Source organism: Butyricimonas faecihominis (assembly GCF_033096445.1).
GTDB classification, from domain to species: Bacteria; Bacteroidota; Bacteroidia; order Bacteroidales; family Marinifilaceae; genus Butyricimonas; species Butyricimonas faecihominis.
Genome location: NZ_AP028155.1, coordinates 2,257,108 through 2,284,099 on the forward strand (window position 1 = coordinate 2,257,108; position 26,992 = coordinate 2,284,099).

A 26,992-nucleotide genomic window follows, 5' to 3' on the forward strand; every position below is an offset into this window, starting at 1 on the left:
ACTAACTCTTCTTCTTGGCTTTCCGTTTGAACACCTGCTCGTCGTGGGCATGAGTCCACTCTTTCAACAAACGAGTCATTTCCATCGCGTCCGAATGTGTCAACCGGGCATATTCGTCCGCGATAATATCAATCATATCATCTGTTGCATTCAAGCGGTAAAAGTTCTTCAATCCCACCAGCGGGGAAATCGTCATGAACTTGATCCGGTTCAAGTCAACCAACATAAAATGAACCTGTTCACCCTCTCTCCGGATCAACGTGTTCCCCGGTGAATGATCGATAAAATAGATGGATTGTGTGTGAAAATGATACGTGAACCGGGCGAACTCCCGTAAAATAAATTCCAGATCAGCCGGACGTTTCACCCGCAAATCCCGAAAAGTATAATCATACTCTTCCTGCCGGGAAATATAAAAACTACGGGTTACCCCGAAGACATTCCGATAAACGATACAAGCAATTGGCTCCGGGGTATTCACCCCCCTCTCCAACAACGTATTCGCGTACTCGAACGAGCGTTGAGCTTTTCCCTTCCGCACGTAAGCATATGCAAATTGATTAATGATATTGGGTTTCTTAAAGGATTTCACGTTAAAACGTTCTCCTTCCACGTCCAGAACCTTAATCACGTTCCGGTTATTCTCAATAACCTCCCCTTCCAAATCAAAACGACTAGGAATATCCAGAATAGCCTTTTCCAATGACTTATATTTCGGATTAATTCGGTAATCAATCATTTTACCCGCTCGTAATTTATAAACGTGTAATCACATTCATTTTTCTCATCCGCCCTCCCCACTTCTCTCGCAACCTCTCTCCAAACCTCGGGGTCAACAGACGGAATCACCGTATCGCCCTCACATTCCTGATGGACAACGGTAAGATACAACCGGTCTGCTTTATCCCACAACTTCTTGTAAATCGTCCCGCCCCCGGTCACGAATACCTCGTCTTCATTTTTCGTCAACTCCAAAGCCTCCTCCACGCTATGCGCCACCTCGCATCCAGCGGCCTCGAATTCCAGATTCCGGGAAATAACGATATTCCTCCGGTTAGGCAATGCCCGACCGATCGACTCGAACGTCTTCCGTCCCATTAATATCGTATGCCCCGTGGTCAAGGCCTTAAAACGTTTCAAATCAGCCGAAAGTCGCCATATCAACCCGTTATCCCTTCCGATAACATTATTCTCTGCCGCTGCTACTATTATTGATAAAACCATCGAATTAATTTTAGATTTAATGATTTATGATTTTAGATTCCAACCACACAAAGCCAATGCTTTTTGATTTCCAACTTTAAACTTTTAGTTTTTAACTTTTACCTTTTAGCTTTCTCTGGCAGAGGGAGAGCTAGAATACTCCCCGCCTTCGGGAATCTTTTCATTCTAAATTTTAAACTCTAAATTCTACATTATACCGATATCGCCCCCTTTATATGTGGATGCGGGTTATAATCGCACAACGTGAAATCTTCGTATTTAAAATCGAATATATTTTTCACGTCCGGGTTGATTTCCATCCGGGGTAAGGCACGGGGTTCACGAGTCAACTGCAATTTCACCTGTTCGATATGATTCAAGTAAATATGCGTGTCACCCAAGGTATGTACAAATTCTCCCGGTTTCAAACCACACACCTGCGCCATCATCATCGTCAACAAAGCATACGAGGCAATATTAAACGGCACACCCAAAAAAGTATCGGCACTACGCTGATACAATTGGCAGGACAATTTCCCGTTAGCCACGTAAAACTGAAACAATGCGTGACAAGGGGGCAATGCCATATTTTCAATATCCCCGGCATTCCATGCACTCACGATCAACCGACGGGAATTCGGACTATGCTTGATGTCATGCACCACTTGGGAAATCTGATCCAGAGAAGTCCCGTCCGGCTTAGGCCATGAACGCCATTGGTAACCATAGATATGTCCCAATCCCCCCTCTTCATCTGCCCATTCATCCCAGATACTCACCCCGTGATCGTGCAAATACTTCACGTTCGTATCGCCGTTCAGGAACCACAACAACTCGTATATAATTGACTTCAAATGCAATTTCTTCGTGGTCAGCAAAGGGAAACCTTCTTCTAGATTAAACCGCATCTGGTGACCGAACACGCTAATCGTTCCCGTCCCAGTCCGGTCCTCTTTCACTGTCCCCTCCTTCAAAATCCTATCCAGTAAATCTAAATATTGCCTCATAATAATTGAAAATTGAAAATTGAAAATTGAAAATGCGCTATTCAATTTTCAATAGATGATAGAACAAAGATAGCCTTTAAATTTTAAATTCTAAACTTTTCTCACGATCATTAGCCCGTGACGAACAGGCAACAGGATATTCTCCACCCGGCTATCGGCCTGTACCATTTCATTAAAGTCCAATATACCTTTCGTTTGGGCATCCGGTTTCACTCGCGGATCCGCCACCTTGCCATCCCACAATACGTCGTCCGCGACAATGATTCCCCCGTGACGAACCTTATCAAATACCAAGCGATAATATTCCGAATATTCCCGTTTATCGGCATCGATAAACACCAAATCAAACATTTCATCCAGCGTGGGAATAATCTCGCAAGCATCCCCCACGTGAAAAACGATACGCTCCTGCAAACCACTTTTTTCAATATATTGGCGAGTGAAATCTTCCAACTCGTCGTTCACGTCAATCGTGTGCAGCACTCCCCCTTCCTCCACCCCGGCAGCCATCGAAATAGCGGCATACCCCGTGTATGTCCCGATCTCCAGCACCCGACGGGCGCCAATCATCCGACATATCATTTTCAGGAACTGCCCTTGCAAATTCCCGGATAACATTCTCGGACGCAATACATTCAGATGGGTCGCCCTTGACAACTCGGCCAACACTTCCCCCTCCGGCTCGCTATGCGCCAATATATATTGTTCCAATTCAGCATCCATTTCCAACATGACAGTCTCTATTTATATAGTAATACAGATTGCTTTTCCACGTCGAAGACCTCCTTCGCCACCCGAATCAGTAACTCCGGTGTAATTTCCTCGATCTGGGTATAAATATCTTCAAGACTATCCACCTTATCGTAAATCAGGAAACTCTTCCCGATCGACAACATCAAGTTCTCGTAATTCTCCGACGAGATAGCCAGTTGCCCCACCATCTGAGCCTTTGCTCGTTTCAACTGCAAGGGTCCCAATTTTTCTTCATACAAGGCCCGCATCTCCTTCTTGCACAAATTCAGACACCATTCGGCATTTTCCGGATCACAACCGAAATAAATCATGGATACCCCCGTGTCCGAATAAGGCGTGTACGACGCCTCGATATTATAAGCCAAACCGTATTTTTCACGGATATTCAAATTCAAACGGGAATTCATTCCCGTCCCTCCCAACAAGTTCATCAACAGCGATAAGGCTAATCGGTTATCCTCCGTGTAATCGTAAGCGATATTCCCGATAATACAATGACTTTGGTGCGTGTCCCGATCCATTTCCACGAAACGGGGAGTGTAAATTTCCGGCTTAATCCGGGTCCTCAATGGAGTTCCGGCCTCGTAAGGCGAAAAATACTTTTCCACCAGACGCACCAACTTCTCGAACGGGATATCCCCGACCGAGCTAATCACCATCCGGTTCGTGAAATAATTACGTCTCACGAAATCCAGCACCATACCCCGGGAAATCCGTTCCACGGAAGCCTCGTCGCCCAGAATATTCCGCCCGATCGGGTAACCGGTATAAATCAACTCCTCGAAATCGTCGAAAATCAGCTCTCCCGGGTTATCCTTGTACGAGTTTATCTCATCCAGTACCACGTCTTTCTCCTTCTCTATCTCCTTCTCCGGGAACACCGAATGAAACACGATGTCGGCAAACAATTCCAACGTACGCTCGTAATCCTTTGCCATAAACGTGGCATACACGCACGTGTCCTCCTTCGTGGTATAAGCATTTAACTCACCCCCGACATCCTCCAGACGACTCAATATATGATAGGCTTTACGTTTCTCCGTACCTTTAAAAATCACGTGTTCTATAAAATGAGCCATCCCCAGTTCATCCTCCCGTTCATCCCGGCTCCCCACGTTTATAATCAACCCGCAATAAGCGGCTTTATTCGGAACATAGTTATGGATTAATCGTAATCCATTAGCAAATATATGTGTTTGATACATTTTATTGAATAAAAAGACTTCCTCCCGACAAATTCAGATTCACTTTTCCCGCGTATTTTTTATTCCCGATAAACCCGGTCTCCAACACGGTATTCTTATCCGTCGTCGGTTTACTCTCCAGCGCCACGCCCTCGGGCAATTCCACCTTCAAATTTTTATTACGTGCCAACTCCAGCGTGTAACCGCATCCTTCCATGAAAGTCAATCCCACCTTCGTGGAAGAACCTTTCACATCAACAGTAGCGAACGAGAAATTGATATTACGCACGTTCAACTCTCCCCAACGCATATCCATCTTGAGTGATCCGCCAATATCCTGCACCTCGTATTTCGTGTAAAAAGAAGTCCCGTCCATATCCTCGACCATCCCCAGATAACAGGTTCCTCCCGATGTTTTCAACGAGAGTTTATCCGCCTCCATCAACTGCAAAGTCGTTGACGTGCAATCCAGTTTCATCTCCTTCCCTTCCCCAATCTTCACCTTACAGGATTTGAACTCGGCCGTCATGTTTCCCAACTTCTCCACCTCAAATTCCCCCTTATTCTGTTTCACGGAAAACTCTCCGCCCGTCACGGAATTGGCCTTAAAATTACCGGACACGATCTCCACGTTCATATCCCCCACGAAATCGGCCACCGAGGCTCCTCCCTCCGTGCATACCAGACGTACTTTCTTACCTTTCGGGACCTTGATATGATAGTCAACGCTCACCGTCACCCCCGCGAACATCTGCCGCAGGCTCATATCCTTCTGGAACAACGTCTCCACGTTCAACACAGCCCCCTGCTCCTTGGCCGTTATGGAAATATACTCTAATATCTCGTCAACCTTGGCTTTTGTTTTTGCCTCCACCCACACGGAAGTCGTGATGGAAAACTCGTCACCTTCCTGCTTAACATCGATATTCCCATAGCGGTTCGTAACCGTCAACTCATTAATGGATGCCGCGGGAAAGCTCTTCTTAAACTCCTTTGATCCCTCCTCAGCCCAAGCGTTTACCGCTCCGAACAAAACAATTGCCAATAATAATAATCTCTTCATATCGATTGATTTAATCATGAATTACTCGACAACAAATCACATCATCTCCTCGTTCTCCTCCACCTCTTTGTACCGCAGAGCTAGGTAAGCCAGCATCCGGCTAAACGTCTCCATTGCCATTGTCGTTTGCGAATTTATCTCTTTTTTCTGTAATCGCAACATCAAATGACCATAAAGAGCATGAAGTGCCAGCTCGACATCGGAAACCTCCTCCGGCAAGTTCGTCTTCCGGCGATAATCCAGCAAATTATTCGCGGCCATCATGAACAACTGCTTGTACTTCATATCCTGCACGTTATGGAGTAAATGGAAATGCAACTCCGTCAACTCGTTCACCATGTTCTTCACCACCTGCACATGCCCGCTCTTCGTCACCTCCTCTTTCCTCATCATCTCGATCAAGTTGTCATACCAATCGCTGATCTCCTTCCGTGTCGCGTCATCCCCCCCGAACTGGCTCACCACGTTCCGGTTCACCAGCTCAATATCCATCTGCATCGCCCTCAACATATCCTCCACCTGCCACATATACAGGATATATTCGGCCACATTACTCTTTCTCTTCTCGCGTGCTATCAACATACTAATTTATGATTTACGATTCATGATTTACGATTAAAAACGTGGGCCTTGTGCGGCTGGAATCTAAAATCTAAAATCATTAAATCTAAAATTTTATAGTTCTTTGAGTTTATCAATCAACCTCCGATCCCGTTTCGTGGGACGTCCCGAACCACGATCCCGGCTCTCGAATTGCATGAAAGTTCCCCGGAGAATATCCAGTTTCTCCTGCGGGGTGATCTCTTCCACGAAATCGACGGCCAACTGGGCAGACATTCGTTTATCGGTGATTTGTTTCACCACGTACTCCCGTTCAATCGGCGGGACCCGTACTTTCACGACATCCCCGACCTTTACCTCCCGGGACGCTTTCACGTGCGCATCACCGATAGAGACGTGACCTTTACCACATTCCTCTGCAGCTAACGAGCGGGTTTTAAAAATTCGAACCGCCCATAACCATTTATCTATTCTAACCTTCTCCACGGCTTATTCATTTATAACTTACAATCTGTCAAAGCTAAAACTTATTCTGCAAATGACAAAACAAATGCCAACCTGAAATCACGAACCTGAAATCTTCATTTTAAAATTCGGAGTCACGACTTCAAAATCACAAATCGTAAATCTAAAATCGCAAATTATTACACAGGCTCATCGTCTTATCTACCCCGATAAAAATAAAATTCTCGATCACCTCCCCGCAATGCTTCAACATGGCCGGAAAACGTTCCTCTTCCTCCGAAGACCACTCTCCCAACACGTAATCCACCTGTTTTCCCTTGGGGAACTCGTTCCCGATACCAAAACGCAAACGGGCGTAATCCTGCGTACCCAGCAACTGGTTAATACTCTTCAAACCGTTATGCCCCCCGTCACTTCCCTTGCCTCTCAAACGGATCGTCCCGAAAGGTAACGCCAAGTCATCCACCACCACGAAAAGGTTCGACAACTCGATTTTCTCTTTTTGCATCCAGTAACTGACCGCCTTACCACTCAGGTTCATGTACGTGTTCGGTTTCAACAAAATCAGGGTACGTCCCTTCAACTTCACCGTGGCAACCGCACCATAACGCATATCTTCAAAAACAGCATTGGACGCCTTAGCAAAGGCGTCCAATACTTTAAATCCGATGTTATGTCGTGTATTCTGGTACTCGGGACCTATGTTGCCCAATCCCACAATAAGATATTTCATCTGTCTATTTTTTCAAACTACTATTGAGCGCTTTGTGCAGCTCTTGCAGCTCTTGTCAATTTAACCTGAGCAACCACAACGCTCTTGGCATTCATTAACTCTACGCCTTCCACGTGAATATCCTGTACTTTGATAGCCTTACCGACACCCAAAGAAGTAACATCAACAACCACTTCATCCGGCATATCTTTCGGAAGAGCTTTTACTTTCAACTTACGAGTGATGATAGCCAACTTACCTCCGGCTTGAACTCCGGCAGCGTGTCCCGTTACCCGAACAGGAACGTCCATTACAACTGGCTTATCCTCTGAGGTCTGGTAGAAATCAATATGTAAAACCTTATCCGTCACCGGGTGGAATTGAATATCTCTCATCACGGCACCGTAAGATTTACCATCAAGATCCAAATTTACCAGATATACATTAGGAGTGTAAAGAAGTTTCTTCAAATCTTTATCCAAAACTGCGAAATGAACGTTTGCCTCTCCACCATAAAGAACGCATGGAACTTTCTCCGCATATCTTACAGCCTTGGTAGCTTTTTTACCTAAATCGTTTCTTACTTCTCCTTTTAAATCAAATACTTGCATAATAATAACATTGCTTGTGCTACTCAAATCCAGACTGATGCCCCGGGGTTATAAGCCACGTCTGCATTCCCATTACACGTTTAAAACTATCCCCGTACTTTTAATGCAGCGCAAATGTACGAACAAATTATCAGAATCACAACACTTTTTTCAAAGCGATTATCTTCATTTCTCCATCTCACTTTTTACCCACTCGTCATATATACCCTTGATCTCTTGGTAACGAGGATGTTCTTTGAAAAGCAAAAGAGAGGAGCGAAAATTATAGTCTGCATGATCCACAAATGCATCAATTTTCTCAATGTCATGCTCACCTGTTTGGCAATACCACTTTTCAAATAATCGAAAACGAGCATTCTCCTTCTTATCACAAGTCTCACAAACAACAATAAGCGAATTTTGATTTACTTGAAAAAAATCACTCAAAATCTTGACAATCGTGTAACGCACCCTCCCATCATTCACAGGTTTCCCCACTGCATCAAAAGAAAAAGTATAAACATGATCTGCCCCGAAAGCTTCACTAATATCAATAAAATAAGCGGCGTAAACAACACCGCTTTGCGTTATAAATTTATATGCCAGATCATCTGTCTGAACGATATGATACGGGAGTTGCAAATTTGATATCACGCTCTTTAGCTAATTTTTTCAAATCACCATTCTTCTGAATACACTCCCGAATAGCACGCTTATCCTCCAACAATTTTTGGAAAAAACTTTTCGTTTCTACTTTTGGTGTTTTCATTTCAATGATTTTTAAGTCCTTATTTACAAATACAAAGATACAAATAACAATCCAAACTCCATAACAATGTCACGAATTAATATCATTTACAATCAATATAAATAAGCATTTACCCTCATCTCGCCAACACTTCAAACAACACACTGAAAATCAACAACAAACAATCAAAAATCCGCCATTTTCAATGACAAGTTTTCACACGGAACAACCCTTTTTATTTCGAAAAAGTTTTTTGTTTCAATTATAGGTCTTATTTTCGCGTCATTATTAACAAACAAATTTTTTTAGAAATGGCTTACGTAATATCTGATGATTGTATTTCTTGTGGAGCATGTGAATCAGAGTGCCCGGTAGGAGCAATCTCTATGGGTGATGATCACTATCAAATCAATGCTGATGAATGTATCTCATGCGGGGCTTGCGCTGGTGTATGTCCTGTTGGAGCTCCGAAAGAAGCTTAATCATCATAAAAAGAAAAGAACAAAGCTGCCTCTCTCGGGGCAGCTTTCTTTTTGTACCTATTCGAAACCATTACCGATAACTCCCTCAAATCAACCCTTCTCACGGGGTTGTAAAAGCACGATGCCTCACGTTTGTTTGCAAGTCGTATCCTTGTTCCCGTGAACAACCGGAACGTGGCCAAAGTTATTTTTACTTATACTTTGTTAAAATGGCGGCGATAATCGGGCGATAAGGCGGCGACAATCGGGCGACAGCGCCTAACAGTCACCCAACAACCGCCCAACAACCACCCAATTTTCAAACTTTACCCCAAAAATACCCCGTTAAATCCCATGAATTACGAGATCCATCCGCACGTCCAACTCATCGACAGGCACCTCTTCCACGAACTGAAACCCGAAACAAATCCCCACTTTCCGGGCAACACGTGTCTCTTTCAAAATCTTATCGTAATACCCGCGACCTCGTCCCAGACGATTCCCGTGGCGATCAAAAGCCACACCCGGCACGACAATCAAGTCAATTGCGTCGTAATCCGTGTATAATTCGCCAACAGGCTCCAGTATGCCGAAAGCCTCCCCCGGTTGCAGGGATTCCATGCCCTTGAACACCCGTAATTCCAACATGTCCCCTTTCACGCAAGGCAACAGGACAGTCTTCTTCCCCGCCCACTTGCAGACGTAATCATGCGTGAACACCTCGTCGTCCATCGACCAGTAGAGCAACACGGTCCGGGCCTCCTTGAAAAAATCCGTCTGTTCCAACTCCTTCCACAAGGGACGAGACATCTCCACCTTTTGTTCCAGAGAATACTGGCTTTTCAAAACTTTAACTTGTTTTCGCAATTCTTTTTTATCCATGGTAAACAATCTTCCGAATCTTTATTCATTATTTTGCGCAAAAATCGTACTTTTGCAGCAATAAACAAAACAAGCTGCCAAAGAGTTATCAGATATATTTGGACGCTTACCAACAATCCATCCCGTCAAGGGATACAACGTGCAGAATTATGAAAATAGCGATACCTCAAATCAACTACCACATCGGAGATATTTCCAAAAACAGGGATCTTATTATTGCTGCCATAAAAAAGGCGAAAGCCATGAAAGCGGAACTCGTTCTTTTTCCCGAACACGCCATCTGTGGGGCTTACCCGCAAGACCTTTTCGAGAAAGAATATTTCGTGAACGAATGCCGTATCAGCATTGAAAAGATCGCCGAGCAATGTCATAACATAGCGGCATTAGTGGGCGGCCCGAACCTAGACTTGGAAGATGGCATATTGATGAACGCCATGTTTTTCATGTACGACGGGGAAGTGCGAGGCGGGGTAAACAAAACCATATTGAGCGACTACGACGTTTTCGACGAGAGCCGGTACTTCATCCCGGGAGAATCCAACACGCCCCTACGCTACAAGAACCAGAATATCCGGGTAATCTTCGACGAGTACGAATCCAACATGATCGAGAAGACCGACACGATCATCGTACATGTCGGTTCGACACCTTTCACCACGGAAAGTTTTGCTTACCGGAAAGAAAGTCTATCATACATCGCGCGTAAACAGAAATGCCCGCTCATATCACTCAATCACGTGGGAGCGAACGCCTCCCTGATATTTGACGGAAACTCCTTCGTGGTCAACAGTAAAGGGATTTCAACATACAAATTAGCCGCGTTCAAAGAAGATTTCATGGTCATCGACACGGAAAGACTGCTTAATGCCCCGGCCCTCAAAGAAAAAGGACCGGATACCATTGCTCTTATTCACGATGCACTTATCCTCGGAATAAAAGATTTCTTCCACAAAAACGGGTTCTCGAAAGCCGTACTCGGACTTTCCGGGGGAATCGATTCGGCCCTCGTTGCCGCGTTGGCTACAGAAGCCCTTGGAAAAGAAAACGTGCTGGGCATACTGATGCCTTCCCGTTTCTCCACCGACCACTCTGTCACGGATGCCGTTGATCTGGCAAGAAACTTGGGGATCTCACACGAAACCTTACCCATAAAAGAAATATACGACAACTTTATCGCCACACTACACCCTGTCTTCAAGGATGCTCCCTTCAACGTGGCCGAAGAAAACCTACAAGCCCGTATTCGCGGGTCTCTCGTTATGGCCATTTCCAATAAATTCGGGCATATCCTTTTGAACACCTCCAATAAAAGCGAGGCAGCCGTGGGTTATGGAACCCTGTACGGGGACTTGTGCGGGTCACTTTCCGTGCTGGGCGACGTGTACAAAACCGACGTGTACAAATTATCCCGTTACATGAACCGAAACGGGGAATTGATCCCGGAGAATACCATCACGAAAGCCCCCTCTGCTGAACTGCGGCCCGGGCAAAAAGATCAGGACTCCCTACCGGATTACGACACACTCGACGCTATCTTGAAACTATATCTCGAAGAAAATAGTTCCAAACAGGAAATCATAGCGAAAGGATTCGCCCCAGAAATCGTTGAAAAAACGATAACCTTGGTCAATCGTAACGACTACAAACGGGCACAATGCCCACCTATACTGAAAGTCAGTAAAAAAGCGTTCGGCAGCGGACGCCGTATGCCACTTGTTGCCAAACTATAACACCAGATAAGAGAACGAGTTTATGAGAACGATAAAAGACAAAGAGTTACACGAAAAATATTGCAACATTTGCATTGATAGTCCCAATTCCCTTTTTGCAAGTCTTGACGAAAGTAGCAAAAGCATTATTCGCCAAACCAGCATTTGCAAAATGTACAGGAAAGGAGACTTGATTTACGAAGAAGGGAATAAACCTTTCGGGTTAATTTGTCTGATCACCGGGAAAGCTAAAATCGCCAAGAAAGGTATCGCAGGACGGGAACAGATCGTGCGTATGGCAAAACCCGTCGGATTCATCGGCTACCGGGCTTTCTTTGCCGAGGAAATGCACATCGCATCAGCGGAGGCACTCGAGGAATCCATTGTCTGCATCATGAAAACAGAGCTTATTTTCGGTATCGTGCGCAGCAACTCGGATGTTGCCATGAACGTGATCCGGGCGTTGGCTACCGACCTCGGATTCTCGAATCGCCGAACAGTAACACTCACGCAAAAACATATTCGCGGACGTCTGGCTGAGGCCTTGCTCGTGCTGAAAGACACTTACGGGTTCGAGGATGATAACATGACGTTGAAAATTTGTCTCTCGCGGGAAGATATGGCCAATCTCTCGAACATGACCACCTCCAATGCCATCCGCACGCTATCCAACTTTGCCTCGGAAGGCATACTGGAACTTTCCGGCAAGCAAATCAAGATCACGAACATGGAAGCGCTGGAAAAAGTAAGCGATATGGGATAATTCAATCCTGCAATTGATCGATACACCGGCTGATGGTTTCATAATCAAAGCCACGACTCAAAGCAAAGCGGAAAAGCTTTGCTTTTCGTTTATAGGGATCTTCCTCTTTCAGGCCCCGATTCTTTTGTTTCAACAGCGCCAGACACGTGGCGTCACTTTCCTCATCGGGTAAAGAGGACAACGCCTGTTCGATAATACGTTCCGGCACACGCTTTTGCCGGAGCATCTGCATGATTTTCAACTTTCCCCAGCGATTAAAACGATGCTTATCCCGGGCATACGCCTCCGCAAAGCGAGTATCATCCAAGAAATGATTCTTCACCAAAAACTCCATGACCGCGGCAATATCCTTTTCCTCTAACTCCCACCGCTGTAACTTTTTAAGAATATCAAAACTACAATACTCCTTTTTACTACACTGCCCGGCAACAATATTCAACGCTTTCTTCGCATCCACTTTCGATGTAATTTAGAATTTAAAATTTCCCCGGGCTTTCACCATTCTCTCCCGTTCATTAATATCCTTCCGCAACTCAACCTCCTCGTACCCCATCTCCCGAAGTAACTCGACGGTTTCTTTCCCAAAAGCCTCGTTGATCTCGAAAAACAGCACTCCTCCACGATTCAGATGATCACGACCGAATCCGGCAATCTTCCGGTAAAACATTAACGGGTCGGTATCCGGCACGAAAAGAGCCCGAGAGGGTTCATAATTCAACACCCGATCGTGCATAAGCGCCTTCTCCGACTCCCGCACATAAGGTGGATTGCTCACGATCACGTCGAAACCGGGCCATTCCCATTCCTCGTAACGCAATATATCACGTACTTCAAATTTCACCTCCACACCATTTCTCCGGGCATTGTCGGCAGCTTGTCGCACGGCCGCCGGGGAAATATCCACCCCACAAAGCCGTACTCCTTTCAACAACTTACCCAACGACACGATGATACACCCACTCCCCGTTCCAATATCCAAGACACTCGCACCCGGCTGCACACCCGATTCCACGATCCACATCACCAGTTCTTCCGTCTCCGGTCGGGGAATCAAGGTTTCGCTATTTAGCTGAAAATCAATACCGGCAAATTCCGTTTCTCCCAATATATACTGGATCGGTTTATCCGTTTTTAACTCCTCCACGATTTGAACGAATTTATCGATAAAGCTTTTTGCTAAAAATTCGTGTTTTTTAAGATGTATGTCTATATTTGTATAATGCAACAGCTTGCAAAAGGAGAGCGAGCATAAAACTTTTATTTCATGCTCGGTATAAGTATCCTTTAGCTTCTGTAATGCGTATTGCTGTAAATCAAACATCGTATTCATGGAACAAAGATACGGTTTAATTGAAGATTGAAAATTGAAAATTGAAAATTTAATTGCGTGAACTGGACGGGTATTGCGATTGACATTGGCATTGTACTGTATATTCTCACCATCTTGGCGATCATATACACGATCATACTGGAAAACAGAAATCCGGTACGTACACTTGCGTGGATACTCGTACTCGTGCTGGCCCCCGGTATCGGGCTGCTCTTTTACATCTATTTCGGCATGAACTACCGGAAGATCAAGATGTTCTCCATGAAAGGCTTGGGCGACTTCAAGTGGTTGCAATACATGAGCGAAGACCAGAAACAACGTATCAAGAAAGCCGAATTGTTGAAAAAAGAAGACATGGAGGCAGTGAAACCGTTGATGACATTACTCCTGAACAACAGCAAAGCCCTTCTCTCCCGGAATAACACGGTCGAGATTCTCAACAACGGGGAGGCCACCTTCAGTTCGATCTTCAAGGCCATCGCCAAAGCCAAAAAATACATTCACCTCGAATATTACATCATTGATAAAGGAGAACTCGGAGAGAAACTGAAGGAATTACTTATCACGAAAGCCAAGGAAGGCGTGGAGGTTCGCGTGATCTATGATGACGTGGGGTCGTGGAAATTACCCAAACGTTACATCAAAGAGATGCAGGTCGCCGGGATTCAGATCTACCCGTTTCTTCCCGTGCGTTTTCCCTTGTTCACCAACAAGGTGAACTACCGGAACCACCGGAAAATCGTCGTCGTGGACGGGGACACCGGGTTCATTGGCGGGTTAAACTTCGCCGACCGTTATCTGCACGGATTACCCGGCATCGGTATCTGGCGCGACACCCACCTGAAAGTGAAAGGGGAAGCCGTCACCTCCCTGCAAGTGGTTTTCCTGTTTGACTGGTACTTTGTTCGTCAGGAACTTCTACTGAACAAGGCGGAATACCTTCCCAACAAGAAAGTCGATGGCAACGTGGTTGTTCAAACCGTGGCATCCGGTCCCGATAGCGACTGGACATCCATTCAACAAGCCTACTTCACGCTAATCAACATGGCCAAGAAGTACGTTTTCATCTCGACCCCCTATTTCATGCCGGGAGAAACCACGATCAACTCGCTGAAAACCGCCGCCATGAGCGGCGTGGACGTGCGTATCATGATCCCGTATAAATCCGACTCGCTACTCACGCACTGGTGTACACGCTCCTACGTGGAGGAACTACTGGAAGCCGGGGTTAGAGTATTTCAATATCGTAAAGGATTCAACCACAGCAAAGTAATCGTCATGGACGGACTGGTATCTTCCGTGGGTACTGCCAACATGGACATACGTAGTTTCGAACAAAACTTCGAAGTCAACCTCATCATCTACGACCGCAACGTCAGTCGCCAACTCGGTTCCGATTTTCTGGACGACCTGAAAGGCAGTTCCGAAATCAGTATCCATCGCTGGAAATTCCGCCCGAAACGGGATAAAATCCGGGAATCTCTAGCTCGACTTTTCGCCCCGTTGCTCTAACCCTATACTTCAATCCCTGTTCAGTCAGAGTTTAGCGAGAAACCGGCATCCTCTCCCTCATTTCCCCAACACCCTCACCCTACATCAAAATTTTCTCCAGCAAGCAAGTAAAACGAGCCTCTAAAATCCGTAGCTTTGCAGTTATAAGAACAACACCATTGAAAATTGCAAATCCCTCATTTTCAATTTTCAATTTTCAATTTTCAATTATTATGAACGAGATCGCCGAAATCATTAACGGTACTTTACATAGCGGGATACCCGTGGAAATCACGGAATACAGCATAGACAGCCGTTCTGTTGTTACTCCTGAACATACCCTATTTTTTGCCTTAACCGGGAACAATCATAACGGACACGATTACATTCGTACACTATACACCGATGGAGTACGAGCCTTTGTCATCAGTGAATTTCGAGAAGAATTCAACCAACTGACAGGCGCCAACTTCATTGTCGTTGAAAATGTATTGACTGCTTTACAACAGCTAGCTGCCCATCATCGACAACACACGCAAGCCGAGGTCATCGGGATCACCGGAAGCAACGGGAAGACTGTCGTAAAGGAGTGGCTCTACCAACTCCTAGCAAACGATCACGCCGTATACCGCAGTCCCCGGAGTTACAATTCGCAAGTAGGAGTTCCTCTATCTCTACTGGGGATTGATCCAAAAACCGAAATTGCCATTATCGAAGCCGGGATATCCCAAAAAGGAGAAATGCAGCACTTGCAACAGATGATACAGCCAACTATTGGCATTTTCACGCATCTCGGGGATGCACACGGTGAAAACTTTGCCTCCAGAGAAGAAAAACTAGCCGAGAAAGCACAACTATTCACGTCTTGCCAATGGGTGATCGGGCAAACAGGTGAGGCGCTGGAATATATCAAAACACGAGTACCTTCTACCACCTCGTTTCTTCTTTGGGGGGAAGACCCGAAGGCTGACATTCATGTAAAAACAATGAACATCGCACTTGGACACAGGGAAGTACAGGTAACATTCGGTAATAAGCACTTTATCCTTGATATTCCATTTCCGGACATTGCCTCCTACGAAAATTGCATGAACGCCGTCAGCATATTGCTATTAAAACAATATTCTCCCGACGTGATCACCTCACGGGTACAACAGCTTTCCGCCATTGCCATGCGCATGGAAATCAAAGACGGGATCAATAATTGCACGCTCGTGAACGACTACTATAATTCAGACCCATCCTCTTTCCAACTGGCGTTGAATATACTGGCAACGCAGGATGCCTCAAAAGAGCGGGTCGTTATCCTCTCCGATTTCATGGATACGGGAAAAGCCGGAGACGACTTATACCCTTCTATTGCCGAGACTCTCCGCCAAGCAAATATATCCCTGTTCATCGGGATCGGTAAACACTTAAGTGAACATCGTCATGATTTTTCCGCTAATTCCCGATTCTATGAAGACACGGAACATTTTCTCCGCCAAGAAGAACGGGATAATTTCAACAACCAGATCATCCTGATCAAAGGCGCCCGGGCTTTTCAATTTGAATACATTGCCGGATTCCTGCAAAAACAATCACATAGCACCATATTGGAAGTTGACTTGGACGCTATGGTTCACAACCTGAATCATTTCCGGTCACTGACCGATGCGCATATTGCCGTCATGGTCAAAGCCTTCTCGTACGGTAGTGGCTCCCGTGAAATTGCCTCGTTGCTACAATATCACCGGGTAGACTACCTCATGGTTGCTTTCGCCGACGAGGGCATCGAATTACGGGCCGCGGGAATTACCATCCCAATTGCCGTCATGAATCCCGAACGGGAAGCCTTTGACAACATGATCATGTTCAACCTCGAACCGGAGATCTACGCGCTGGACATTCTCGAAGATTTCAACAGGGCGCTAAATAAACACGGGATCAAACGATTCCCCGTACATATCAAACTGAATACCGGCATGAATCGTTCCGGTTTCGACGAACAGGACCTCCCGCAGTTACTGGAATTTTTCCAAACGGAACGCTCCGTGTACATCCGTTCCATGTTCTCCCATCTCGCAGGAAGCGACGAAACCGTGCATGACGAGTTCACGCTGGGACAAATACACCTGTTCGAACGCATGACCGAACGAATCCAAGCCCAATTCAACTATAAAATTTGGCGACACATCCTGAATTCCGCCGGGATCGAACGCTTCCCACAATACCACTTCGACATGGTCCGCCTCGGGATCGGTTTACATGGTATCAGTGCCACACACGCTAACCTCCAACCTGTAAGTAGTTTTAAAACCTACATCTCGTCCATTCGGAATGTCCCGACAGACCAATCCATCGGGTACGGGCGCAAAAGTTACACCACCCGTCCTTCCCGGATTGCCGTAATCCCGGTCGGGTATGCCGACGGGCTAAACCGTCACTTGAGTAATCGTGTCGGTAACGTGTTCATCAAAGGGAAAAGAGTTCCGATCATCGGCAACATCTGCATGGACACCTGCATGATTGATGTCACGGACACGAATGCCACCATCGGGGACGAGGTGGAGATTTTCGGGAAACATATCCTCGTCACCGAACTATCGGAGCAACTGGGAACCATCCCGTACGAAATCCTCACGGGCATCTCTCACCGCGTGAAACGAGTATATTACAAAGAATAATATAAATAAAAACCCTTCCCTACATTCTTTTCAGAACTGGGAAGGATTTCTCCACTGTGTATGTTTACGAGAAGCTATTTACTCTTCATAACGATCACCTAAATACTTGATCAACAAAACATCTAACTCAGAACCTCTCACCCCGTGATCTATAATACGTCCTTCTTTATCCAGAATCAAACAGAAAGGAACTCCTTGTATTTTGTATTTATTAATTACCTCACCTTTCCAACCCTTCAAATCACATAATTGTGTCCATTTCATATTCTCTTCTTTCAAAGCTTGTTTCCAATCTTTTTCCTTGTCATCGATCGAAACGCTGATCATGTTAAAGGCATCTTTCCCCTTTCCATAAGCATCGTACACGTGGCGCAAGTGAGGAATCTCCCCCCGACACGGACCACACCAAGAGGCCCAAAATTCTACCATGTTATATTGACCCGGTTTCACGTAATCAGACAATTGCACCGTTTTACCGTTCTCATCCACCAACTCCAGATCCTTGTACTTTTCTCCTAAAGCGATCGGGGCGATGCTTTCCAAACTCTCTTTCAATTGCTTATACCCCGGTGTTTCACGCAAGGAAGGATCTATAGTCTGCAACAAATTATCCATATCTGCTTTTGAGAATTTCGCAGTATAAACCATATTCTGTGCCACATCCACGGAAACCGGAGACTTCGGATTAGCTTTTATGAAATCCCATTGAATTCGGGTAATCTCTTTCTGGGCATCATTCATTTCCCGGGTTAACGCAATCCCCTCTCGTGTATTAAACACACCCTCACTTGCCGGGATATGATAAACCTGCAAATATTTATCCCATGCCTCACTATTCCTAGTTCGATAAGGTTTAAGCTTTTCTTGATAACTCAAGAATAAATCATGCACCGGCGAACCCGTTACTGTCACGTTTCCTTTCACTTTTCGCCGAAAACTGTTACGGGAAGGCAAAGAATCAATAGAAGGACTTTCATACTTTATATCCACGTTATCCACAAACACATCCGATCCCCGCAAATCTTTCTCATATGATTCGACCTTATCCGGAGATAAATCAATCAACAACTGATAGCGTGTCGGAACATCCACTTTCCCAGTCAAAACGAATTTTCCCCCTTTCACGACACTCGAATCCACCGGAGTGTTCCAATTATATAAATACACCTTCATTCCATCAGGTGTGCCGGGAACAGAACCGCTAATCTTATAACCGGGTTCCCGCTGACAGGCAACCAACGTTCCCAAACAAACAATACCATACAATAATCTTCTCATACCTTCTATATTAAAATTTATTATCTACAAGTTCAATCAAAAATATATACCTTCATTAGCTTATTCCACTGTCACATTTACCCAGAATTTACTGAATTCTTCCAAATCGATTTTCAGGTAATTCTTGTAATATTCAAGAGTCAGATTATATCTTTCTTGTACAAGAGGATAAGTATCCAATATATCTTGTCGTTCTTCAAGGGGTGTACAAACAATCCACGTCGCATAGCTTGCCATGTCTTCATTGGGAGAATACTTACTTGACAGCATAAAAAATGCGTAGGGATCCACAAAACCCAAACTTCTCAGATAATCCATATTCCATTCTTCCGTTTCCCAATCAACCATATCCATCATTGCCTCATCCTGTTCCTCGTAAGACATTTCGTTAAAATACTTGCCTTTCGAAACCTGAATAAAAGCATCAGGAGAAGGCATATCTAAAGTAAAATAAGTCGATGTTCTTGTTCTGAAGAAACTACTTGCAATACTGTATTTCCACAATTCCGGTTGAGGCCCAAGATCATCATCCATCTCCCCCCAGTAAACAATTCCTTGCTGAGCTTCATCAATATAACCGATACTTAAATTCGGCGTCGGCAACATTAACCCGTAATAACCGACATACTCACCCAAATTATCATACCAAAGATTTTTCTTTATCAATACCTGACGTTTTATTACCGTTGTCTTCACTATTTCTGCAGGTAATGCATTATAAAATGTACGCAATAATTTCAGGAACGACCCAGCAGTCACCTCATCCGCAGCCTCCAAGGGAAGTGCCTCCGGAGTATTATACTCGATCATATTCGTTTGTGTTATCCCCACATTCGTGCGTAAGGCTTCATCCCCACTTAAAGTATAGTACACGTGATGATCATATTTCTGGTACAAATCATAACAAATTTTCTGGGCCTCTGAAGTCCCGTCAACAATGGCCGGAATTGGTCCGTTATAAGTAAATTCAGGAGTTAAACTACTTTCATGACAGGCCGAACCAATAACCAACCAGCCGACCAGTACTAATATTCCATATATTGTTTTCATATTTATCAGTTTATCTAGGGTTAGCACCAATTTCTGGATTTACATTCAGTTCCTTTTGAGGAATTTGCAAGACGTAACGAGGATCATCCTTTTCCAATGTTGAACTTCCGGTAATCCCGTAATGTGTAATTGAAGGACGAGTTGTACGCCGGAGGTCAAACCACCGCTGTTCTTCGAAACAAAATTCCCGCCTTCTCTCTGTCCAGATCGTCTCCAACAAGGTCTGTTGATTAAAATCTTCCGGATCAAGTCGTCCCGTCGTTTCAAAATCTTGAGCCCGGAATTTCACCTCACGTAATGTATTTAAATATCCGACTGCCATCTTGATACCATCCGTCTTGTGAGCATAAGCCTCTGCAAGAATTAAATACATATCTTCTGTTCGGAGAACACGAGTATATCCATACTCTGAACTCAACTGCACAACAAAGTCTAGATAATTTAATCTATAATACCTGTTTTTCATGTAGCGAATTCGTCCCCGGGTATTCCTACGCATAAAATAATATCTACGTACATCTCCCGGTTCATAAGAATTGAACAACGTTTCACTCGGATAAAAAACAGTTTGAGCATTATCACCACTTAAAATCCTGTAAACCTCATTGATTCCATTCACAAACAGAACGTTTGAGTTTTTCTCACTCAAATAGCCTATACCGGGAACATTATCTGCAGTCCAATACGCCAAGGGAGATTCCGTGTAAATCACAGGATTCTCTCCCGCCTCCCTCAAATCGAACAATGCCGGATTAGCTTTTATCACCTCTTGCGCTTGTGCTATTGCAAGATCCCATTCTTGCATATATAAATATACTTTTGCCAACAGCGCCTTAGCTGCAATGGCAGAAAAACGAGTTTTACCATTATTTATCGGATTTTCTTCCAATAAAGGAATCGCTTTTTCCAAGTCTCCAACAATCTGTTCGTACACAACTTTTAACGAAGAACGGCGATAAACCTTATCATCCGCCGTGATTTCCAAATTAATCGGAATACCGGGAGCCGTTTCACAAGTTGCCGGATCGTATGGAGATGCATACATATTTACCAAATAAAAATAACGGAAAGCCCGTAAAGCATAAGCTTCCCCTTTAATGTGGTTACGAGTCTGACGAACGACTGTTTCGTCCAACACATCCCCGACAGCATGATCAATATTCTCGATCACAACGTTCGTGTTAAAGATGCTATTATAAAAATTTTCGAAAGCCTCATCTCCATTAGGCATAGTCGTTTCAATACTATTATCCCACAAGTGAGCCCCCAAATAAGTATCAGAACTATTCGCAAATCCCGGATCACGATCCGCAGCAATATAATCCATATCATCCGTTAGAACATCTATATACGGAAGTACAACTTTAGTCAAATACGCATTATTCAATAATTGATCATAATCATCTGTTGTAGATAGTTTCTGCTTGTTTTGCGGTATTTCATCCAAATAACCATTACATGCCCCAAGGACAAGACACAGGCCCACGATCAGCAAATTATATAAATATTTCTTTTCCATAATCCTTCATTTAAAAATTGACATTCAAGCCCAAAGTAAACGTCCTAGCCAACGGCAAAGAACCATAAGATGTTGTCGTATAATTAATCGTCTCAGGATCATACCCTTTCAAACGTTTGTCCGCAATCACGAATAAATTCTGAGCTTGAAATTTCAAAGTAACACTTCCCAATTTACGATCTCCAATAGCTACTTTATTCACCCAATGAACAGGTAATTGATATTCAATCATCAGGTTTCTAAAACGGAGATAATCACCGGGAACTACCGTTTGGTCTGATAAATTATACCAATCTGTCGCAAAGAAATTACCATCAGCCGTCGTGATATATCCATCACCCAAAGATAAAGCCGGGATCGTTTTACCCGTATTATCTTGTCCCGGACACCAGCGATCTTTTATACTACTATTCACATTTTCATCAGCCGATGGAGCGGATACATACGCACGAGCCGGTAAACGCACCACGTTCTTCAACCCGAAAGCGAACAACATTGACAAGGAAACGTTTTTATATGACACTCTGGTATTCAACCCTCCGGAGAACATCGGGTCACGAGTTCCTTCATATTTCAAATTCGCCAAATCATAAGGGAAGTTCACAATTTCCTCACTATCCACGCCAAGTACCTTCCCATCCTTATCATAGAACATGGGCATACCTTTTTCATCCAGTTTGGCAAAACGGTACGAGAACATTCCATTCACAGGTTTCCCTTCATATACTTCACCCGGCGTATAAACACTTTGTACTAGATATTTAGTCTGTGCGGTACTCTTGGATTTCGTCACCTTATTCTTAACATATCCCATGTTGAAAGCGGCAGTCCATCTCCAATCCTTATTTTTCAAAAGAGTTCCACTTAAAGAGACATCAATCCCTTGGTTACGCACATCGGCATAATTGACATATTTTCCCGTAAAACCAGAAACGGACGAAACACTCTTGTAAGCAATCAAGTCTTTACTTTCATCCAAATAATAATCAACATCCAAAGTCAAGCAATCGTCAAATAACCCCAATTCCAAACCCACGTTAAATGAAGCCGTCGTTTCCCATTTCAAATCAGGATTAGGAGCCTGTTGAATTTCCATCTCGAACAAACCAGTCACCGCATTAGGTGGTAAAGCCGCAGCAATGATCGATGGGTTACTATCCTCCACGATATTACCTCTTAAACCGTAAGAAGCTCGAAGTGCCAAATTACTTAGGATCTCGTTATCCGATAGGAATGATTCATTGCTGATAATCCATCTTCCGGAAACAGACCATAAAGGCAAGTAACGATATTTAGGATTAGAGCCGAAAAGATTCGATCCGTCAAAACGAATATTGGCATTCAACACGTAGCGATCACCATACATGGCTGAAATCACACCATAATAAGATATATTAGAACGATCAACCAGACTACGAGTCACTTTGTTTCGTTGTAAATTCCCCGTACTCTCTCCCAAAGCGGGTTCATAAAATGTATTTCCCCGGTCATGGAAATACCCGTAATTATTTGATTTTAAACCCTTATAATTTGTATTTCTGAATTCTTGCCCTAACAACACATCAATAGACAAATCTTCTGTCAGGCTTCCCTTGTATGTTAATCCGTTACGAATTAATGAAGAGCGCTGTTCGTAAGTTGTCTCATTATACACACCACCATAAGGCATCGGAGATTTTTCTATATCCTCTTCCGATCCTTCTCCATAATTGTACCCTCTAATATCTGCTACATAAGCACTTTTTTCAGTAGCATAATCTCGGGCTGTTGAATGAGAAGAAGAATAACTAAACAACCCCTCGTATTTTAATCCCTTGTACAAATTCACATTCAAACTGACAATTCCTTTTAGGTCTGTCTGGGTACTCTCGTTTCCGGTATTTGCCAGCTCGTTCAATATATTAAATTTATAAGCCCGACCACTTACCGTACTCTGATAATAATGCAAATCACCACTTTCTTCCCATAAAGGGATAGCTCTTGAAGAACGAACGGCATAATTGAACAGGTCAATAGAAGAATGATACATTTCCCAGTCCCGACGATCAACCTGAAGTATAGCCCCCATATTCACACCTTGGAAAAGTTCCGTATTCACCTTTACCATTCCACCATAATTTTTGTACTCGCTAGCCTTGTCGACGCCCTCTTCTCCATTATAATTCAAAGAAATATAATAATTCGTTCTCTCAGTTCCCCCGGAAATACTTAGATTATGAGTTTGCGTGTAAGCATTACGGAATAATATTTTAAACCAATCCGTATTCATACCTTCCAGTTTATTAGCCATCAAATTTACTTGCTCTTTAGTCATCTGTCCTAAACTGTAGCTATTTAGCAATCCCTCTAAGCCGGAAGTCCCTTCTGAATAAGTACCACCCCAAAGATCCAAACCATCCACATAATTCTCCCAAGCCAAAGCGACACGTTCTTTCGAATTCAACAAATCAAAATTATCGTAGTAAGGACGAATACTTAGGGTTGAGGTGTGTTGATACGCGATATTAAAACTATTGGCCTTCCCCTTCTTCGTGGTGACCACGATCACGCCATTGGCAGCACGTGTTCCATAAATAGCAGTTGCAGAAGCATCTTTCAGCACGGTAATACTCTCGATGTCATTCGGGTTAATACCACCAATCACCGAATTGAACATATTCATCACGTCCGGACTGTTCAAATCAGCAGCCGTCACCGGGACGGAATTTTCCAGAATCACGCCATCCAATACCCATAACGGGTCTGCATTACCGGAGATGGTCGCTGTACCGCGAATACGAATCTTAGGAGCCGCACCCGGAGCCGCGGATGTATTCACCACGGAAAGCCCCGGAACCACACCTTGCAACATCTGTTCGATACTCGAAGCTCCAATTGTCTTTAGTTCACTTGTTTTCACCGTCACCACAGAACTCGTCAAATTACGTTTCTCGATTTGCTGGTATCCCGTTACCACGATCTCCCCGATACTCTCCGCTTCTTCCTCTAACACGACAACCAAAGCGGGTTGATTTTTCTTATAAGGAACATCCTTCGTTTTCATCCCTACAAATGAAAAACGCAGTCTCACGCTGTCCTGTTCCGGAACCCGTAACAAGAAATCACCATCCATTCCCGTGGCCGTTCCTAATTGGGTCCCCACGATAAGCACGGTTACGCCCGGTAATGGTTCCCCGCTTTTATCTTTCACTACACCACGAATTTCCATCTCCTTATTTGCTTGCTGCACGGAACTTTTCCCTTCGAAACGGACCATGATAATATTATCCCGGAACGTGTAAGTAAAACCTGTTCCCTCAAAAACTCTATCCAACACGGATTTCACGGACTCCTCTTTTGCTTTTACAGTCAGTTTATTCAACTGTTCCGTTTGTTCCGTGTTAAAAATAAAATGCAGATTCGTCTGACGCTGGATCTCGCTAAATAACGTTTTTATCGATACTCCTTGTAGATCCAAGTTGACTTTCTCCTGTTGGGCAAAACTATTTGCCGAAAGAGAAAATGTGAAACAACACATCAAAAAAATAAAAAGCTTCATCGTTTTCCAAAATTTTTGTCCATGGGGTCGGTAAACCCTAAGGCATAATAGAATTTTTTCCATACCTTTGTAGTTAGAATGTTAGTATTTACAATCAGGCATTGCTCGTAACATTAGCCTGTTGTCCTATTATCATTAATGGCGGAAGATGCTCGTAACATTTTCCGCTATTCTTTTATTCCATCACGATAATTGTCCTTCCTTTCACAGAGAATTTCACCTGAGTCACTCCTGATATAGCATCGAGAATATGGGAAACTTCCTCGTAACGTCCCAAATGCCCGGTAAAATGCAGTTGTTTCAAACTTGCCGTCTGGAAGAACACATCCACGTCATACCATAAAGACAACGTGTTCATAATCTCTTCCAAACTCTCGTTATCAAACATAAACTCATGTTCTTTCCACGCCACGTAAGGCCGCACATCCACATCCCGAATTTCCATAGTGCCTTTCTCTCTGTTATAAAGAGCCAACTGTCCCGGCATCACCGAATATTCAATGTCCGAATTCGTTTCTTGAATACCAATCTTTCCCTCGACCAAAACAGTCTCAACATTTGCAAGATTGCACGTGTTTACGTTAAAAGAAGTTCCATAAACCCGGATTTTTAATTTATCCGCATTCACGAAAAAAGGCCGTTTTGCATCTTTTGCCACTTCAAAATATCCTTCCCCGGAAAGAAACACGTCTCGCCGTTCAGCCCCGAAAGCCACGGGGTAACGCAATTCACTGCCCGAATTCAGGTAAACAACCGTCCCGTCGGACAAGGTAACCGTGTATTCTCCTCCACGAGGAACTTCCAACACGTTATATTCCGTCTTTCCCGTTGCCACCTGCTCCGGGTAAACCATTCCTAACGAGTTATTGGTAGCCGCGATACCTTCTGCCACATCAAAACGAGTTTCTTGTTCTCTCGTGATTTCAATCACCCGATTATCAGCCAACCGAAGAATAGCCTTGCTCTTTCCGGGCTCTATACTGGCCAATTCCGAACCTTTTTGTTTGGCACCCGGTTTCGTTTCTCTTATAAAATATCCCGCTGCCACCACTAGCAAGGGAATCATCACGGCAGCCACGAATTTATACCACCCTAAACGACGGGTATTATGCTTCTGTTTGATGTTTCCCTTCAAAATGACCTTCTCCCATGCAGAATCTTTATTCACATTCTCGTAAATACCAAAATCATGGGCAACATTCTTTTCATCACAAATCTCTTTAAAAAGTTTTTCATGCGAAGGATCTTGACTAACCCACTCCTCCAACTTCACTTTTTCTTCCCCGGATAAATCCCCCACGAGATAAAGTTGGATTAATTGTATGATATATTCATCGTAATGTTTCATCATCCTTGTTATTTTACACCAAAGACGACAAGAGCAAAAAAAAGGAGTATAAAAAATCGACTTTTTTTAGAAAATATTTTCCAATCACATGAAACCCACTTTAAACAAGGCATATAGCACATATACCCCACCCAATCTTTTTCGCAAATAAACAATAGCATTCCGTTTTTGAGTCTTCACGGTTAATTCGGATATTTGAAGAATTTCCGCAATTTCGCTATTCTTTTTTCCTTCCAAATAATGTTTAAATACTTCCTGGCACCGTTTGGGTAACTCGTCCAACACTTGGTATAAACGGCGGTACACCTCATCTTTCATAACCTCCAATTCAGGCATTTCGCCCGCCTCTGATGTCCGAAGTGTGTAACGCACATACTTTCCCTCCACTTCCTTGTGTTTCAAATAATCCAACGAGGCATTCTTCACCGAGTTATACAAGAAATTCTTAAAACCATAGTAAGAACTGTAAATCGTATCCCGTTCCCACACCTGCACGAATAAGTCCTGCACGACATCCTCCGCAATCTCTTGTCTCTCTACCCATTTCATGGCATATAGCACGAGATAACGATAAAATCGGTCAAACAATATTTTAAAAGCTCCCACCTGCTTTTGATTCAACTGCTCTATTAATAACTCATCTTGAACCATTTTCCCTAAGGATTATTATA

Annotated in this window: 26 protein-coding genes; 5 read left to right on the plus strand and 21 right to left on the minus strand. The window is 44.0% G+C overall.

The genetic code is table 11. The features are described from left to right. Position 1: 1 nt before the first annotated feature. The 12 genes from R8806_RS09400 to R8806_RS09455 form a co-directional block, all read right to left on the minus strand. Entirely contained in the window at positions 2 to 739 is a 738-nt protein-coding gene (locus R8806_RS09400) for a Kdo domain containing protein (protein ID WP_124318096.1), read from the minus strand. After that, a complete protein-coding gene (locus R8806_RS09405; protein ID WP_124318097.1) occupies positions 736 to 1,224 on the minus strand; it encodes a dihydrofolate reductase in 489 nt (162 codons plus the stop codon). The genes R8806_RS09400 and R8806_RS09405 overlap by 4 nt, the downstream gene beginning before the upstream one ends. Before the next feature lie 191 nt (positions 1,225 to 1,415). Then, the gene (locus R8806_RS09410) at positions 1,416 to 2,210 is read right to left on the minus strand and encodes a thymidylate synthase (RefSeq protein ID WP_124316139.1); all 795 of its coding nucleotides are present in this window, start codon (positions 2,208 to 2,210) and stop codon (positions 1,416 to 1,418) included. A 90-nt stretch (positions 2,211 to 2,300) separates the two neighbouring features. Continuing rightward, a complete protein-coding gene (locus R8806_RS09415; protein WP_124316140.1) occupies positions 2,301 to 2,942 on the minus strand; it encodes an O-methyltransferase in 642 nt (213 codons plus the stop codon). A gap of 8 nt (positions 2,943 to 2,950) precedes the next feature. After that, positions 2,951 to 4,168 (minus strand): M16 family metallopeptidase, encoded by a 1,218-nt coding sequence (locus R8806_RS09420; protein WP_124316141.1) that lies wholly within the window; start codon positions 4,166 to 4,168, stop codon positions 2,951 to 2,953. Position 4,169: 1 nt separating this feature from the next. Further along, positions 4,170 to 5,210: a hypothetical protein gene (locus R8806_RS09425; RefSeq protein ID WP_124316142.1), complete on the minus strand. Its 1,041-nt coding sequence runs from the start codon at positions 5,208 to 5,210 to the stop codon at positions 4,170 to 4,172. Between the two features lie 36 nt (positions 5,211 to 5,246). Further along, entirely contained in the window at positions 5,247 to 5,792 is a 546-nt protein-coding gene (locus R8806_RS09430; RefSeq protein WP_027202772.1) for a DUF4924 family protein, read from the minus strand. A gap of 93 nt (positions 5,793 to 5,885) precedes the next feature. Beyond that, positions 5,886 to 6,257: an RNA-binding S4 domain-containing protein gene (locus tag R8806_RS09435; protein ID WP_124316143.1), complete on the minus strand. Its 372-nt coding sequence runs from the start codon at positions 6,255 to 6,257 to the stop codon at positions 5,886 to 5,888. A gap of 142 nt (positions 6,258 to 6,399) precedes the next feature. Beyond that, positions 6,400 to 6,969, minus strand: coding sequence for an aminoacyl-tRNA hydrolase (gene pth / locus R8806_RS09440; protein WP_087421030.1), 570 nt, complete (start codon positions 6,967 to 6,969; stop codon positions 6,400 to 6,402). Positions 6,970 to 6,989: 20 nt separating this feature from the next. After that, positions 6,990 to 7,559, minus strand: a complete 570-nt coding sequence (locus R8806_RS09445) for a 50S ribosomal protein L25/general stress protein Ctc (RefSeq protein ID WP_027202775.1) — start codon at positions 7,557 to 7,559, stop codon at positions 6,990 to 6,992. A gap of 165 nt (positions 7,560 to 7,724) precedes the next feature. Then, positions 7,725 to 8,192 carry a DUF6169 family protein gene (locus R8806_RS09450; protein WP_124316144.1) on the minus strand — a complete coding sequence of 156 codons (468 nt, stop codon included), beginning with the start codon at positions 8,190 to 8,192 and terminating at the stop codon, positions 7,725 to 7,727. After that, the gene (locus tag R8806_RS09455) at positions 8,146 to 8,307 is read right to left on the minus strand and encodes a hypothetical protein (RefSeq protein WP_164719577.1); all 162 of its coding nucleotides are present in this window, start codon (positions 8,305 to 8,307) and stop codon (positions 8,146 to 8,148) included. Before R8806_RS09455 ends, R8806_RS09450 begins: the two co-directional genes overlap by 47 nt. 290 nt (positions 8,308 to 8,597) lie before the next feature. On the opposite strand from R8806_RS09455, the gene R8806_RS09460 reads away from it, so the two are divergent. Continuing rightward, entirely contained in the window at positions 8,598 to 8,768 is a 171-nt protein-coding gene (locus R8806_RS09460) for a DUF362 domain-containing protein (protein WP_071595998.1), read from the plus strand. Between the two features lie 324 nt (positions 8,769 to 9,092). On the opposite strand, the gene R8806_RS09465 is transcribed toward R8806_RS09460, so the two are convergent. Continuing rightward, positions 9,093 to 9,629, minus strand: a complete 537-nt coding sequence (locus tag R8806_RS09465) for a 5-formyltetrahydrofolate cyclo-ligase (protein WP_124316145.1) — start codon at positions 9,627 to 9,629, stop codon at positions 9,093 to 9,095. Between the two features lie 149 nt (positions 9,630 to 9,778). Between R8806_RS09465 and R8806_RS09470 the strand changes: the two genes are divergently transcribed. Together R8806_RS09470 and R8806_RS09475 are read left to right on the plus strand one after the other, a co-directional pair. After that, a complete protein-coding gene (locus R8806_RS09470) occupies positions 9,779 to 11,359 on the plus strand; it encodes an NAD+ synthase (RefSeq protein ID WP_124316146.1) in 1,581 nt (526 codons plus the stop codon). A gap of 22 nt (positions 11,360 to 11,381) precedes the next feature. Then, positions 11,382 to 12,101 carry a Crp/Fnr family transcriptional regulator gene (locus tag R8806_RS09475; RefSeq protein ID WP_124316147.1) on the plus strand — a complete coding sequence of 240 codons (720 nt, stop codon included), beginning with the start codon at positions 11,382 to 11,384 and terminating at the stop codon, positions 12,099 to 12,101. 1 nt (position 12,102) lies between these two features. Here R8806_RS09475 and R8806_RS09480 read toward each other — a convergent pair whose 3' ends face one another. Together R8806_RS09480 and prmC are read right to left on the minus strand one after the other, a co-directional pair. Continuing rightward, complete coding sequence (locus R8806_RS09480; RefSeq protein ID WP_087421026.1) at positions 12,103 to 12,558, minus strand: regulatory protein RecX; 456 nt, start codon at positions 12,556 to 12,558, stop codon at positions 12,103 to 12,105. 12 nt (positions 12,559 to 12,570) lie between these two features. Next, positions 12,571 to 13,431 carry a peptide chain release factor N(5)-glutamine methyltransferase gene (prmC, locus tag R8806_RS09485; protein WP_124316148.1) on the minus strand — a complete coding sequence of 287 codons (861 nt, stop codon included), beginning with the start codon at positions 13,429 to 13,431 and terminating at the stop codon, positions 12,571 to 12,573. A gap of 57 nt (positions 13,432 to 13,488) precedes the next feature. On the opposite strand from prmC, the gene cls reads away from it, so the two are divergent. Both cls and R8806_RS09495 read left to right on the plus strand, forming a co-directional pair. Further along, positions 13,489 to 14,943, plus strand: a complete 1,455-nt coding sequence (gene cls, locus R8806_RS09490; protein ID WP_124316149.1) for a cardiolipin synthase — start codon at positions 13,489 to 13,491, stop codon at positions 14,941 to 14,943. Between the two features lie 212 nt (positions 14,944 to 15,155). After that, complete coding sequence (locus R8806_RS09495; RefSeq protein WP_124316150.1) at positions 15,156 to 17,588, plus strand: bifunctional UDP-N-acetylmuramoyl-tripeptide:D-alanyl-D-alanine ligase/alanine racemase; 2,433 nt, start codon at positions 15,156 to 15,158, stop codon at positions 17,586 to 17,588. Between the two features lie 78 nt (positions 17,589 to 17,666). On the opposite strand, the gene R8806_RS09500 is transcribed toward R8806_RS09495, so the two are convergent. The 6 genes from R8806_RS09500 to R8806_RS09525 all read right to left on the minus strand — a co-directional run bounded on the left by R8806_RS09500 (position 17,667) and on the right by R8806_RS09525 (position 26,972). Continuing rightward, on the minus strand, positions 17,667 to 18,866 hold the full coding sequence (locus tag R8806_RS09500; RefSeq protein ID WP_124316151.1) for a TlpA disulfide reductase family protein: 1,200 nt from the start codon (positions 18,864 to 18,866) through the stop codon (positions 17,667 to 17,669). Positions 18,867 to 18,926: 60 nt separating this feature from the next. Beyond that, entirely contained in the window at positions 18,927 to 19,916 is a 990-nt protein-coding gene (locus R8806_RS09505; protein ID WP_124316152.1) for a hypothetical protein, read from the minus strand. A 10-nt stretch (positions 19,917 to 19,926) separates the two neighbouring features. Continuing rightward, positions 19,927 to 21,435 (minus strand): RagB/SusD family nutrient uptake outer membrane protein, encoded by a 1,509-nt coding sequence (locus R8806_RS09510; protein ID WP_124316153.1) that lies wholly within the window; start codon positions 21,433 to 21,435, stop codon positions 19,927 to 19,929. 10 nt (positions 21,436 to 21,445) lie between these two features. Next, positions 21,446 to 24,973 carry a SusC/RagA family TonB-linked outer membrane protein gene (locus R8806_RS09515; protein ID WP_167513941.1) on the minus strand — a complete coding sequence of 1,176 codons (3,528 nt, stop codon included), beginning with the start codon at positions 24,971 to 24,973 and terminating at the stop codon, positions 21,446 to 21,448. A gap of 175 nt (positions 24,974 to 25,148) precedes the next feature. Continuing rightward, complete coding sequence (locus tag R8806_RS09520) at positions 25,149 to 26,324, minus strand: FecR family protein (protein ID WP_124317901.1); 1,176 nt, start codon at positions 26,322 to 26,324, stop codon at positions 25,149 to 25,151. An 81-nt stretch (positions 26,325 to 26,405) separates the two neighbouring features. Continuing rightward, positions 26,406 to 26,972, minus strand: coding sequence for an RNA polymerase sigma-70 factor (locus R8806_RS09525; RefSeq protein WP_087421017.1), 567 nt, complete (start codon positions 26,970 to 26,972; stop codon positions 26,406 to 26,408). Positions 26,973 to 26,992: the final 20 nt, after the last annotated feature.